The organism is Kitasatospora griseola, from assembly GCF_014648555.1.
Lineage (GTDB): Bacteria > Actinomycetota > Actinomycetes > Streptomycetales > Streptomycetaceae > Kitasatospora > Kitasatospora griseola.
In genome coordinates, this window is sequence record NZ_BMRI01000001.1 from 417818 (window position 1) to 430799 (window position 12982).

A 12982-nucleotide genomic window follows, 5' to 3' on the forward strand; every position below is an offset into this window, starting at 1 on the left:
TCGCCCCGAACCCGATCGACGACCCGGCCAGCGCCCCGAGCATGCGCTCCGTCATCCTGTCTCCCCGTCCAAGCAGGCTGCGGCCCAACGGATCTGACGATCCGTCGGGCCATGACAGCTCACTCTACGACGGGACGATCAGTGCCCGGTCGGGTTCGGCGGACCGGGGCGCAGCACCTTCACCAGCACCGGCGGGCCGTCCGGCCGCTCGGCGTCGTGCTCGTGCCGCCGCTTCCAGTACGGGTTGTCCTGCGGCAGGTGGCTGCTGACCCGGCCGTACATACCGAAGGTCAGGATCACGAAGCCGAAGATGAAGCTGAAGACGACGTTGCCGATGTGGAAGGCGAGCCGGTTGGCGCTGGAGTCCAGCACCATCAGGCCGACGAAGCCGGCCAGCACGAACAGCACGCCCATGATCATGTTGATGTCGGAGGCGGTGTTGCCGCCGATGATCGCGCCCAGGATCAGGATTCCGCCGGCCACCAGCGACAGCACGCTCAGCGCGCCGTTGCTGGACATGCCCAGCACCTGCTTGCCCGTGGTGTCGATGAAACCGGGGCTGCCGCCGGTGAGCCCGAGGATGCCGAACGCCACCAGGAAGAGTCCGCCCAGTCCGGCGCCGTAGCGGTACACCTGGCCCAGCCGGTGGTCGACCGGCAGTTCGTCGTGGAGTCTCATCAGGTCCTCCCCGCATGGTCGGACCGGAGGAACGGCACCTCGTGCAGGTACAGCGACCCGCACTGCTGGCAGCAGTGCAGCCCGGTGCCCCAGGCCTCCTCCGGCTTGCTCTCGGCGTCCGAGGCGATCTCGGCGCCGCACATGCCGTGCGAGAGGTCGGTGTCACGGACCACATGCCACCTGGCCACCCCGCCGGCCGGCCCGGTGGGGCCGTATTCCGCGCGCAGTAGATGTGCCATGTCTCCCATGGTCGGCGCGCCCCGGGCGGTCAGGCAAACGGACCCTGGGCCGAACCGTCCGACCCGGCAAGCCGGTTGGGACAGCCCGTCCAGGGCCCGCTGCGCGTACGGGGAACTACGGTGCGTGCTCCTCGGCCGACTCCTCGACGTGCTCCTCCGCCCACACCGGCGCGGCCACCACGGTGCCGATCCGGTTGCGGCGGCCCGCGGAGCTCTCCGCGGTCAGGCTGATCGCGGCCAGCCCGCTGCCCTCCGGCACCGGCACCTCGCAGGACGAGCCGGGGATCGGCACCCGGCCCAGGCACTTGGCGAGCAGGCCGCCGACGGTCTCCACGTCCTCGTCGTCCAGCTCGATGCCGAACAGCTCGCCGAGGTCCTCCACGGTGAGCCGGGCGGTGATCCGGTACGAGCCGTCGCCGAGGTCCTCGACCGGGGCGATCTCCCGGTCGTACTCGTCGGTGATCTCGCCGACGATCTCCTCCAGGATGTCCTCGATGGTGACCAGGCCGGCGGTGCCGCCGTACTCGTCGATCACGATCGCCACGTGCGAGCGCATCTGCTGCATCTCGCGCAGCAGGTCCGCGGCCGGCTTGGAGTCCGGCACGAACACCGCCGGGCGCATCACCGAGTCCACCTGCTCCGACTCGGCGTCCCGGTTGATGTGGGTGCGCCGCACGAGGTCCTTGAGGTAGACGATGCCGACCACGTCGTCCTCGTTGTCGCCGACCACCGGGATCCGCGAGAAGCCCGAGCGCAGCGCCAGGGTGAGCGCCTGACGGACCGTCTTGTGCCGCTCGATCATCACCAGGTCGGTGCGCGGCACCATCACCTCGCGCACGATGGTGTCGCCCAGCTCGAAGACCGAGTGCACCATCCGGCGCTCCTCGTCCTCGATCAGGTCGTCCTTCTCGGCCAGGTCGACCAGCGCCCGCAGCTCCGCCTCGGAGGCGAACGGGCCCTCCCGGTAGCCCTTGCCGGGCGTCAGCGCGTTGCCCAGCAGGATCAGCAGCCGCGGGATCGGCCCGAGGATCCGGGCCAGCGGCAGCAGCACGTAGGACGCCGCGGTGACGGTGCTCAGCGGGTGCTGGCGGCCGATCGTGCGCGGGGAGACCCCGACCATGACGAACGACACCAGCACCATCACGGCGAACGCCACCAGCACGGCCAGCCAGGTCTGCTGGAAACTGCGCACGCACACCACGGTGACCAGCACCGCGGCGGCCATCTCGGCGGCCACCCGGATCAGCGTCGCCAGGTTCAGGTAGCGGATGTTGTCGGAGGCCAGCGTCAGCAGCCGCCCGGAACCGCGGCGGCCCGAACGGACCGCCTCCTCGGCCCGGAACCGCGACATCCGGGAGATCCCCGCCTCGGCGCACGCGGCCAGCCAGCCGAGCACCACCAGCAGCAGCGCCCCGATCAGGAAGGTCGTACTCTCACCACTCACAGACGGCCGGCCCTCAGTGGACGGTCGGCGCGGGCGACAGCCCGGTCAGCCCGCGGCCGGCCCGCCAGTCGTCCAGGATCCGCTTCTGCAGCGCGAACATCTCGCGCTCCTCGTCGGGCTCCTCGTGGTCGTAGCCGAGCACGTGCAGCACCCCGTGGACGGTGAGCAGCTGCAGCTCCTCGTCCATGGAGTGCTTGGTCGGGGCGGCCAGGCCCTGCTGCTGGGCCACCTCGGGGCAGAGCACGATGTCGCCGAGCAGGCCCTCCGGCAGGTCCTCGCCCTCCTTGCCCGGACGCAGCTCGTCCATCGGGAAGGACATCACGTCGGTCGGACCGGGCAGGTCCATCCACTGGACGTGCAGCTCCGCCATCGACTCGCTGTCGTAGAGGATCACGGAGAGCTCGGACTGCGGGTGAATCCGCATCTTGTCGAGGGCGTAGCGGGCGACGTCGAGGATGGACTCCTCGTCGATGTCCCACCCGGACTCGTTGGCGATGTCGATCGACATGGAGGGCTCAGTACTCAGCTTTCGGTGCGATGGGACTGCCGGGGCGCCCGGGCGCCCCGCCGTTGGACGGGTTTGCGGTCGCCGGACTCCTCGGCCTCCTGCCGGGCGTCCCAGCGTTCGTACGCGTCGACGATGCGGCCGACCAGCTTGTGCCGCACCACGTCGGTGCTGGTCAGCACCGAGAAGTGGATGTCGGGCACGTCGACCAGGATCTCCTGGACCACCTTCAGACCGCTGCGGGTGCCACCCGGCAGGTCGATCTGGCTGGTGTCGCCGGTGACCACCACCCGGGAGTTGAAACCGAGGCGGGTCAGGAACATCTTCATCTGCTCGGGCGAGGTGTTCTGCGCCTCGTCGAGGATGATGAACGCGTCGTTCAGGGTGCGGCCGCGCATGTACGCCAGCGGAGCGACCTCGATCGTGCCGGCGGCCATCAGCCGCGGGATCGAGTCCGGGTCCATCATGTCGTGCAGCGCGTCGTACAGCGGCCGCAGGTAGGGGTCGATCTTCTCGTAGAGGGTGCCGGGCAGGAAGCCCAGTCGCTCCCCCGCCTCGACGGCCGGCCGGGTCAGGATGATCCGGTTGACCTCCTTGGCCTGCAGCGCCTGCACGGCCTTGGCCATCGCCAGGTAGGTCTTGCCGGTGCCGGCCGGGCCGAGGCCGAAGACGATGGTGTGCTTGTCGATGGCGTCGACGTAGCGCTGCTGGTTGAGCGTCTTGGGGCGGATGGTGCGGCCCCGGTTGGACAGGATGTTCGCCGTGAACACCTCGGACGGGGCCGGGTGGGCCGGGTCCTCGGCGGCGCTCCTGAGCATGGTGATGGAGCGCTCCACGGCGTCCTCCGTCAGTGGCTGGCCGGTGCGCAGCACCAGCATCATCTCGGTGAAGAGCTGCTTGACGAGCGCGACCTCGGCAGGAGAGCCGGTGGCCGTCACCTCGTTTCCTCGGACATGGATGTCGGCATCCGGGAAGCCGCCCTCGATCACTCGCAGGAGCGAGTCGGCCGCACCCAGCAGGGTGACCATCGGGTGCTTCTCCGGGATGACTATCCGGGTGCTGGCGGCCGCCGCCTCGGGGCGCCGCTGTCCGTCGGTTCGGGTCTGCGGTGTGTCAGTCATGGGTCGGCGCTACGGCCTGCCTCATCCCAATCCGTCGTGTCGTGTGGCCAGTGCTCTCCAGGCCACCAGGGTACGCCGCGCGCATGTTCGCCGGAGCGGCGCGGCGGCTTCGATGGTGGAGGCTGTCGCCCCGATGTGCGAGCGGTTTTCCGCCGTCGTGCGCCCCGGGGGCGCTCAACGGCGCGGCGGGACGGGGATCCTGGCGAGGTCCTCGGCGATCACGACCTCGCCGCCGAAGTGCTTCTCGGCCTCCGCGCGGTGCGCCTGCAGGTCCGGGTAGCGCTGCGAGAAGTGGGTCAGCACCAGTCGGCGCACCCCCGCCTCGGCGGCCACCCGGGCGGCCTGCGCGGCGGTCAGGTGGCCGTGCTCCTCGGCGAGTGCGGCGTCCGCCTCCAGGAAGGTCGCCTCGATCGCCAACAGGTCGGCGCCCTCCGCGAGTTCGGCCACCCCGTCGCACAGCCGGGTGTCCATCACGAAGGCGAAGCGCTGCCCGGGCCGGGTCTCCGCGACCTCCGCCAGCAGCACCGTCCGGCCGTCCACCTCGACCCGGCCGTCGCGCTGCAACTGCCCCACCAGCGGGCCGCGCAGGCCCAGTTCGCGCAGCCGCTCGGGGCGCAGCCGGACGCCGTCCGGCTCGGTCAGCCGGTAGCCGAACGACTCCACCGGATGCGACAGCCGCACCGCCGACAGCTCGAACGGCGCGCCCGGTGCCTCCAGCGGGCCCGGCCCGGCGATCGGGCGCTCCCGCAGGTCGGCGGTGGCGTGGTAGACGCTGGCGTGCCGCAGCCGGTCGAAGAACACCTGGCCGGACGCCGGGTAGTAGGCGTCCACCGGGTGCGGCACCCGGTCCAGGTTGATCCGCTGCACCACGCCCGGCAGGCCCAGGCAGTGGTCACCGTGGAAGTGCGACACCGCGATCCGGGTGATCCCGGTGGCGGTCACGCCGGCCTGCAGCATCTGCCGCTGGGTGCCCTCCCCCGGGTCGAACAGCAGCCCCTCGCCGTCCCAGCGCAGCAGGTACCCGTTGTGGTTCCGGTGCCGGGTCGGCACCTGGCTGGCCGTGCCGAGGACGACGAGTTCACGCTGCGACAACGCTCAGACCAGCCCCTCGGCGAGCTTGCGCCCGCCCAGCACGTGCACGTGCGCGTGGAACACCGTCTGACCGGAGTCCGCGCCGGTGTTGAAGATCAGCCGGTACGACTCCAGGCCCTCGCCCTTCGCGGCCTCGCCCGCCTCGACCAGCAGCTCCGCCGCGATCTCCGGCTCCGCGGCGGCCAGTTCGGCCGCGTTGGCGTGGTGCACGTGCGGGATCACCAGCAGGTGGGTGGGCGCCTGCGGGTTTATGTCCCGGAACGCCAGCGTCCGCCCGCCCCTGCGCACCACCGTCGCCGGGATGTCCCCCGACACGATCTTGCAGAACACACAGTCCGCCTGCGGCTCCCCGGCCATCTCCCGCACTCCTTCTGAACACCCGTCACTGGTGACGTCGACCTTACAGGGAGGGGACGCGGGCCACGGCGGACCCGAGCCCCCCGCTGCCTCAGTCGATCGGCGGCGCGACCTTGGCCGGGGTGACGGCCAGCGCCTCCAGGGCGACCCGGACGGCGGTCTCCAACTGCGGGTCGCGGCCCGCCGCCCAGTCCTGCGGGGTGATCGGCACCTCCACGTCGGGGGTGACGCCGCCGTTCTCCAGGCCCCAGCCGTAACCCTCCAGCCAGCTGGAGTACTTGGGTTGGGTGACCACCGTGCCGTCCACCAGGTCGTACTTGTTGTCGATGCCGATCACACCGCCCCAGGTGCGGGTGCCGACCACCGGGCCGATGCCGAGCGCCTGGATCGCGGCGTTGACGATGTCGCCGTCCGAGCCGGAGAACTCGTTGGCCACCGCCACCACCGGGCCGCGCGGGGCGTCCGCCGGGTACGGCTCGGGCCGGTCCAGGTCGCGGCCGCGGTTCCAGCCGACGATCCGGCGGGCCAGCTTCTCCACGATCAGCTGCGAGGTGTGGCCGCCGCGGTTCTCCCGCAGGTCGACCACCACGCCCTCGCGGGCCATCTCGATCCGCAGGTCGCGGTGGAGTTGCGCCCAGCCGGCGCTCTGCATGTCGGGCACGTGCAGGTAGCCGAGCCGGCCGCCGGACAGCTCGTGGACGGCGGCCCGCCGCCCGGCCACCCAGTCGTGGTAGCGCAGCGCCTCCTCGTCGTCCAGCGGCACCACCACGGGGTGGCGCTCGCCGCCGTCCTTGCCGCTGACGGTCAGTTCGACCGGCTGGTCGGCGGTGCCGGCCAGCAGCGGGCCGGGGCCGGTCACCGGGTCGACCGGGCGGCCGTTGACGGCGAGGATCGCGTCGCCGGGGCGGATCGCCGCGCCGGGCGCCGCCAGCGGGGAGCGGGCCCGCGGGTCGGAGGACTCGCCCGGCACCACCCGGGCCACCCGCCACACCTCGCCGTCGCGGACCAGGTCCGCACCGAGCAGGCCCTGCCGGCGGGCCGCCTCGACGCCCCGGCCGGGCGGCATCACGTAGGCGTGCGAGGTGCCGAGTTCGGCGACCGTCTCCCACAGCAGGTCCACCAGGTCCGAGTGGCAGGCCACCCGGTCCACCAGCGGCCGGTAGCGGGCCAGCGCGCCCGCCCAGTCGACGCCGCCGAGGTCGGCGCGCCAGAAGTTGTCGCGCATCAGCCGGCCGTTCTCGTCGAACATCTGCCGCCACTCGGCGGCCGGGTCGACGGTGACCCGGACCCGGTCCAGGTCGACCTCGGTGTCCTCGCTGTCGTCGGCCTTCTGGTCGGCGGGGACGATCCGCAGACTGCCGTCCTCCAGCACCGCCAGCCGGGCCCCGTCGGCGGAGACCGCGAACGTGTCGACGCCGGTGATCAGCTCCTCCACCTTGCGCTTCTTCAGGTCGTAGCGCTCCAGCGCCGTCCCGGCCGGGGTGTCGTCCAACGAAGCGGCGCTGTCGCCGAGTTCACCGCTGAACGGGATCCGGCCCCACAGCACGCCGTCCTTCGCGGCCCGCAGCGCACCGAACCGCCCGGCCGCCACCGGGAACGCCACGATCCGGTCGGCCAGGCCCTCCAGGTCGACCTTGGTGGTCGGCGCCCCGGACTCGCCCTTGTCGCCGTCCTTGCCGTCCTCGTCCTCGCCGCCGACCGGCCGCCCGGCCCGCTGCGGCCCGAACGGCAACGGGGTGTCGGCGGCCAGCGTCAGCAGGAACGGACGGGTGCCACCGGGGAACGACAGGTCGAAGACGTGCTCGTCGTACACCGGGTCGAAGTTCCGCACCGACAGGAACGCCAGGTGCTTGCCGTCCGAGGTGAAGGCCGGCGAATAGTCGTGGAACCGCTGCGGGGTGGCCTCGCTGACGGTGCGCGAGGTCAGGTCGGCCAGCATGATCTGCCGCAGCGACCACGGCCCGAGCACCGGCTGCGACCAGGCCAGCCAGCCCGAGTCCGGGCTGAACACCGGCCCGCTGACCTCGCCCTCGCCGCTGCGCGCCAGCTCGTGCACCGCGCCGTCGCTGAGCGCCACCAGCAGCAGTCGGCCGTCGTGCGAGGCGACCGCGAGCTGCCGCCCGTCCGGCGAGACCGTCAGCGACAGCACCCGGCCGAGCTGCCCGGCCGCCAGCCGGCGACGCTCCGCGCCGAGCACCGACGGCGCGTACGCGATCGCGTCGTCGCCGTCCGCGTCCGTCACCCACACCGCGCCCTGCGCGCCGTCCTCGCCGGGCACCACCCGGGCCAGCCGGTTGCGCACCCCCGGGGTCTCGTCCAGCACTCGGGACGGGCCCTCGCGGTGCGTCACCCAGTGCACGGTGCCGCGCACCACCACCGCGGCGGCCCGCCCGGTCCGGTCCGCGGCCGCGGACTCCACCTGCCCGTCGGCCCGGGTCGGGTGCGGTCGGCGGCTGCTGCGCGGACCCGCCAGGTCGATGTCCAGCCGGCGCGGCTCGGTGCCCTCCAGATCGTCCAGCAGCCACAGGTCGCCGGCGCTCTGCCAGATCACCCGGGTGCCGTCGGTGGACGCCTGCCGGGCGTAGAACCCGCTGTCCGCCGGGCCGTGCGCCCGCAGATCGGTGCCGTCCGGGAGGCTGGAGTACAACCGTCCGACCCCCTCGTGGTCGGACAGGAACGCCACCCGGTCGCCCACCCACATCGGGCACTCCAGCTGGCCGTCCAACCCGGCGTGCAGCCGCTCGAACTCGGCCCCGCCGACCCACAGCTTGCCCGCCCGGCCGCCCCGGTAGCGCTTCCAGTGCGCGGCCTCCCGGTTGTGCGTCCCCAACAGCACCCGCCCACCGGTCGCCCCCGCCGGCACCGCCTCGAACGCCAGCGCCCCGATCGGCCCGTACGGCAGCCGCTCCGGCTCACCGCCGTCCAACGGCACCGCGAACGCCCACGTCCGGCGGATCGTCTCCTGCCCCGCGGTGGTGATCGCGATCGGCCGCCCGTCGCCGCTCCACCCCACCAGCGCCGTGAACGGGCTCCCCCAGTACGTCAACCGCCGCGCCTGCCCGCCGGCCGCCGGCGCGACATGCACCTCCGGCGCCCCGTCCCGCTGCGACGTCCACGCCACCGTCCGCCCGTCCGGCGAGATGCGCACGGCGCCGACCGGCACCTGATCCGCGGTCAAGCGCCACGCGCGCCCGCCCTCCACGGGTGCCAGCCAGACATCGTCCTCGGCAACGAAGGCGACAACGTCACCATGCAGATGGGGGTGGCGCAGGTATCCGCGCGTCGAATCGGTCACCTCGTCACCCTAGAACGGGCGCGAAGCCGGCGGAGGAGAATTAACCAGGGGCGCGTGGGGGTACCTCCCGGCCCGCCAGGGCTGGGGGAGAACTGCGCGACAAGCGCAAGTCACATCCGCAAGGTCGCAATCACGTGCAAGTCACTGTCCTGCGTCGCGATCTTTCCGACGAGTGCGTTCCCCTTCGCGCAGTTCCCCGCGCCCCTGGTTGTGCTCTCCCTGATTTCGCACCCTCCCCGTTACCCCCAGCGCCCCGTGCGGCCGAGCAGGAGCGCTCCCGCCGCGACCCCCGCCGTGGAGGTGCGCAGGACGGACGGCCCGAGTCGGAACGGCTTCGCGCCGGCCTCGGCGAAAGCCGCGATCTCCTCCGGCGAGACTCCACCCTCAGGCCCGACGATCAGCACGATCTCGCCGGAAGCGGGCAGCTCCGCCGTGGCCAGCGGCAGCGAGCCGTCCTCGTGCAGGACGGCGGCGAAGGAGGCGGCGGACAGCAGCGGGAGCAGCTGACGGGTCGTCATCAGGTCGTGCACCTCGGGGAAGCGCAGCCGCCGCGCCTGCTTGCCCGCCTCGCGCGCGGTCGCCCGCCACTTGGCGAGGGCCTTCGTGCCGCGCTCGCCCTTCCACTGGGTGATGCACCGGGAGGCCGCCCACGGCACCACCGCGTCGATGCCGACCTCGGTCATGGTCTCGACGGCGAGTTCGCCGCGGTCGCCCTTGGGCAGCGCCTGGACGACGGTGATCCGGGGCGCCGGCGCAGCCTCTTCGCGGACGGCGGCCACCAGCACGTCCAGCGCGTCCTTGCCGTGCACCGCGGCGACGGTGCCGTCCGCGCCGCGGCCGCGCCCGTCGGCGAGGGTGACGGCCTCGCCGGGCTCCAGGCGCTTGACGGCGACGGCGTGCCGTCCTTCGGGGCCGTCGAGGCGGACGGTGGCGCCGGGTGCGGCGCCCGTCAGGTCGTCGACGACGAACACCGGTGCGGTCATCGGAACAGGAGCCCTCTCAGCGAGCGGAACGAGCGAAGAACGGGACGGACAACAAAAAAACCCGGGCCGGAAGCGGTGGCGTGCCACCACTCCCGGCCCGGAGGGAACAGGTCTCACCGGCCGTTGAAGGCGTCCTTCAGCCGGGAGAACAGGCCCTGCTGGCCAGGGGCGAACTGGCCGGACGGCCGCTCCTCGCCGCGGAGCATGGAGAGCCGCCGCAGCAGCTCCTCCTGCTCCGGGTCGAGCTTGGTGGGCGTCTGCACCTCGACGTGCACTATCAGGTCGCCCCGGCCGCCGCCGCGCAGATGCGTGATGCCGCGGCCGTGCAGCGGGATCGACTGGCCGGACTGGGTGCCGGGCCGGATGTCGACCTCCTCCAGGCCGTCCAGGGTCTGCAGCGGCACCTGGGTGCCGAGCGCCGCGGCCGTCATCGGGATGGTGACCGTGCAGTGCAGGTCGTCGCCCCGGCGCTGGAAGACGGCGTGGCTGGTCTCGGCGATCTCCACGTACAGGTCGCCGGCCGGGCCGCCGCCGGGGCCGACCTCGCCCTCGCCGGCCAGCTGGATCCGGGTGCCGTTGTCGACACCGGCGGGGATCTTCACCGTGAGGGTGCGGCGGGCCCGGACCCGGCCGTCGCCCGCGCACTCCGGGCACGGGGTCGGGACGACGGTGCCGAAGCCCTGGCACTGCGGGCAGGGGCGGGAGGTCATGACCTGGCCCAGGAAGGACCGGGTGACCTGGGAGACCTCGCCCTTGCCGCGGCACATGTCACAGGTCTGCGCGGAGGTGCCGGGCGCGGCGCCCTCTCCGCTGCAGGTGGTGCAGGTGACGGCGGTGTCGACCTGGAGTTCCTTGGTGGTGCCGAACGCGGCCTCCTCCAGGGTGATCTCCAGTCGGATCATCGCGTCCTGGCCTCGGCGGGTCCGCGAACGCGGGCCGCGCTGGCCGGTCGCGGCGCCGAAGAAGGCGTCCATGATGTCCGAGAAGCCGAACCCGGCCGCACCGGCGCCGAAACCGCCCGCGCCGCCGCCGTTGGGCGACAGCGGGTCGCCGCCCAGGTCGTAGACCTGACGCTTCTGCGGATCGGAGAGCACCTCGTAGGCGGCGTTGATCTCCTTGAACCGCTCCTGCGTCTTCGGGTCCGGGTTGACGTCCGGGTGCAGTTCACGGGCGAGGCGTCGGAACGCCTTCTTGATCTCGTCCTGCCCCGCGTCGCGTCGGACGCCGAGTACCGCGTAGTAGTCCGTGGCCACCAAATGCTCCGGTTTGTTCCGCCTCTAGAAGTGCTTGCGACGGCTGCGTGAGGGATTCACGCAGCCTTGCTATGACTCGGCCAGGATCTGGCCGACGTACCGTGCCACCGCTCGCACCGCCCCCATTGTGCCCGGGTAATCCATCCGGGTCGGACCGATCACTCCCAGCTTTGCCACGCTCTGGTCGCCCGAACCGTAACCGACGGAGACCACCGACGTGGAATTCAGGCCCTCGTAGGCGTTCTCGTGGCCGATCCGGACCGTCATCGCGGAGTCTCCGGTCTCACCCAGCAGGCGCAGCAGCACCACCTGCTCCTCCAGTGCCTCCAGCACCGGACGGATGGACAGCGGGAAGTCGTGGCCGAAACGAGTCAGGTTGGCGGTGCCCGCCAGCATGATCCGTTCCTCGTTCTGCTCGGCGAGCGTTTCGAAAAGGACGGTCAGCACGGTGCTGACCGAGGGCCGGTCGGCCGGTTCGAAACCGGTCGGCAGGTCCTCCAGCAGGGTCGGCACCTCGGGCAGCCGACAGCCGCCCGCCGTGCCGTTGAGCCTGGCCCGCAGCTCGGCCAGCAGGCTCTCGCCGACCGGACCGGGGCAGTCCACCATCCGCTGCTCGACCCGGCCGGTGTTGGTGATCAGCACCAGCATCAGCTTGGTCGGAGTGAGCGACACCAGTTCGATGTGCCGCACCGTGGAACGGGTCAGCGACGGGTACTGGACCACCGCGACCTGCCGGGTCAGCTGCGCGAGCAGCCGCACCGTACGGGCCACCACGTCGTCCAGGTCGACCGCGCCCTCCAGGAAGTGCCGGATCGCCCGGCGCTCCGGAGCCGTCATCGGCTTCACCTCGGCGAGGCGGTCGACGAACAGCCGGTAGCCCTTGTCGGTCGGGATCCGCCCCGCACTGGTGTGCGGCTGGTGGATGAACCCGTCCTCCTCCAGCGCGGCCATGTCGTTGCGCACCGTGGCCGGTGACACGCCCAGGTTGTGGCGCTCCACCAGGGCCTTGGAGCCGACCGGCTCCTCGGTGCCCACGTAGTCCTGGACGATCGCACGCAGCACGGCGAGTCGACGCTCGTCCAGCGGGCGCACGGACGAACGCGTGTCGATCAGGCGGCCGTCGGGCTTGCCGTCGTCCGGCATCGGTGCACACCTCCGTCGTCGTCCGTTGTACCGGTGGTCGATCCACTCTGGCACTCAACTGGGCAGAGTGCCAGAACCGTACCTGCCAGTGTACGGCCCGGGCCTGATGGCAGGAACGGTCCGCCGACGTGATCCTCGACCGAATACCGGACCGGTCGGCGCCCGGAGGCCGCCCCGGCCGCGTTCCCGTCGGATTCCCCTCGTTTCGGATGGTGCCCGAGGGGCCTGCCGGTGGCAGCATCGAAGGCGAAGAGGCGAAGGAGGAGCAGCGATGTCGGCGTCACGGCAGCACTCCCGGTTCACCCCCGACCGCGGCCTGACCGGTCGGATGGTCACCACCATGTTCTTGATCGGCCTGCTCTACGTCGGCTTCACCGGGCTGCTGATCGTGCTGCTGCGCGGTGCCTGGCCGCTGGTGGTGCTGATCTCCGGCGGCCTGTTCGTCGCGCAGTTCTGGTTCTCCGACAAGATCACCGAACGGGCCATGGGCGCCCACCGGGTCACCCCCGAGGAGTTCCCACAGCTGCACGGCGCGGTGGACCGGCTGTGCGCGCTCGCCGACATGCCCAAGCCGCGGGTCGCGGTCGCCCACAACGACATGCCGAACGCCTTCGCCACCGGCCGCAACCCGCAGAACGCGGTGATCTGCGTGACCACCGGCCTGCTGCGCCGACTGGAACCGGAGGAGCTGGAGGGCGTCCTCGCGCACGAGCTCTCGCACGTCGCGCACCGGGACGTGGCGGTGATGACGGTGGCCGGCTTCCTCGGGGTGCTGGCCGGCGCGATGACCCGGATCGCGCTGTACGGCGGAATGATGGGCGGCGGCAACCGGAACAGCAACGACTCCAACGCCGCCATCGCGATGATCATCG

The 12982-nt window shown here is 72.0% G+C and carries 12 protein-coding genes; 1 reads left to right on the forward strand and 11 read right to left on the reverse strand.

The features are described from left to right. Window positions 1-138 precede the first annotated feature (138 nt). The 11 genes from IEZ12_RS01875 to hrcA all read right to left on the reverse strand — a co-directional run bounded on the left by IEZ12_RS01875 (window position 139) and on the right by hrcA (window position 12110). Window positions 139-678 carry a DUF4383 domain-containing protein gene (locus IEZ12_RS01875; protein ID WP_189270426.1) on the reverse strand — a complete coding sequence of 180 codons (540 nt, stop codon included), beginning with the start codon at window positions 676-678 and terminating at the stop codon, window positions 139-141. Further along, window positions 678-917, reverse strand: a complete 240-nt coding sequence (locus tag IEZ12_RS01880; protein ID WP_157815491.1) for a hypothetical protein — start codon at window positions 915-917, stop codon at window positions 678-680. The genes IEZ12_RS01875 and IEZ12_RS01880 overlap by 1 nt, the downstream gene beginning before the upstream one ends. 115 nt (window positions 918-1032) lie before the next feature. Next, a complete protein-coding gene (locus IEZ12_RS01885; protein WP_189270427.1) occupies window positions 1033-2361 on the reverse strand; it encodes a hemolysin family protein in 1329 nt (442 codons plus the stop codon). Window positions 2362-2374: 13 nt separating this feature from the next. Continuing rightward, window positions 2375-2869, reverse strand: coding sequence for an rRNA maturation RNase YbeY (gene ybeY, locus IEZ12_RS01890; RefSeq protein WP_043913920.1), 495 nt, complete (start codon window positions 2867-2869; stop codon window positions 2375-2377). 14 nt (window positions 2870-2883) lie between these two features. Further along, a complete protein-coding gene (locus IEZ12_RS01895) occupies window positions 2884-3987 on the reverse strand; it encodes a PhoH family protein (protein ID WP_152645162.1) in 1104 nt (367 codons plus the stop codon). Window positions 3988-4161: 174 nt separating this feature from the next. Beyond that, window positions 4162-5079: a ribonuclease Z gene (locus tag IEZ12_RS01900; RefSeq protein WP_189270428.1), complete on the reverse strand. Its 918-nt coding sequence runs from the start codon at window positions 5077-5079 to the stop codon at window positions 4162-4164. Between the two features lie 3 nt (window positions 5080-5082). After that, the gene (locus IEZ12_RS01905; protein ID WP_043913922.1) at window positions 5083-5436 is read right to left on the reverse strand and encodes an HIT domain-containing protein; all 354 of its coding nucleotides are present in this window, start codon (window positions 5434-5436) and stop codon (window positions 5083-5085) included. A gap of 91 nt (window positions 5437-5527) precedes the next feature. Then, a complete protein-coding gene (locus tag IEZ12_RS01910; RefSeq protein ID WP_189270429.1) occupies window positions 5528-8731 on the reverse strand; it encodes a S41 family peptidase in 3204 nt (1067 codons plus the stop codon). A gap of 239 nt (window positions 8732-8970) precedes the next feature. Continuing rightward, the gene (locus IEZ12_RS01915) at window positions 8971-9714 is read right to left on the reverse strand and encodes a 16S rRNA (uracil(1498)-N(3))-methyltransferase (RefSeq protein WP_189270430.1); all 744 of its coding nucleotides are present in this window, start codon (window positions 9712-9714) and stop codon (window positions 8971-8973) included. A gap of 113 nt (window positions 9715-9827) precedes the next feature. After that, on the reverse strand, window positions 9828-10967 hold the full coding sequence (gene dnaJ / locus IEZ12_RS01920) for a molecular chaperone DnaJ (protein ID WP_043913927.1): 1140 nt from the start codon (window positions 10965-10967) through the stop codon (window positions 9828-9830). A 69-nt stretch (window positions 10968-11036) separates the two neighbouring features. Further along, on the reverse strand, window positions 11037-12110 hold the full coding sequence (gene hrcA / locus IEZ12_RS01925) for a heat-inducible transcriptional repressor HrcA (RefSeq protein WP_189270431.1): 1074 nt from the start codon (window positions 12108-12110) through the stop codon (window positions 11037-11039). 271 nt (window positions 12111-12381) lie between these two features. Here hrcA and IEZ12_RS37565 point away from each other — a divergent pair. Further along, on the forward strand, window positions 12382-12982 hold a 601-nt coding region (locus IEZ12_RS37565; protein WP_229847146.1), incomplete at its 3' end, for a M48 family metalloprotease.

Bases quoted from the DNA above. Each gene is read 5' to 3' on its own strand.
- IEZ12_RS01880 (WP_157815491.1), bottom strand. From the start codon at position 917: ATGGCACATCTACTGCGCGCGGAATACGGCCCCACCGGGCCGGCCGGC.
- IEZ12_RS01905 (WP_043913922.1), bottom strand. From the start codon at position 5,436: ATGGCCGGGGAGCCGCAGGCGGACTGTGTGTTCTGCAAGATCGTGTCG.
- IEZ12_RS01875 (WP_189270426.1), bottom strand. From the start codon at position 678: ATGAGACTCCACGACGAACTGCCGGTCGACCACCGGCTGGGCCAGGTG.
- hrcA (WP_189270431.1), bottom strand. From the start codon at position 12,110: ATGCCGGACGACGGCAAGCCCGACGGCCGCCTGATCGACACGCGTTCG.
- ybeY (WP_043913920.1), bottom strand. From the start codon at position 2,869: ATGTCGATCGACATCGCCAACGAGTCCGGGTGGGACATCGACGAGGAG.
- IEZ12_RS01915 (WP_189270430.1), bottom strand. From the start codon at position 9,714: ATGACCGCACCGGTGTTCGTCGTCGACGACCTGACGGGCGCCGCACCC.
- IEZ12_RS01895 (WP_152645162.1), bottom strand. From the start codon at position 3,987: ATGACTGACACACCGCAGACCCGAACCGACGGACAGCGGCGCCCCGAG.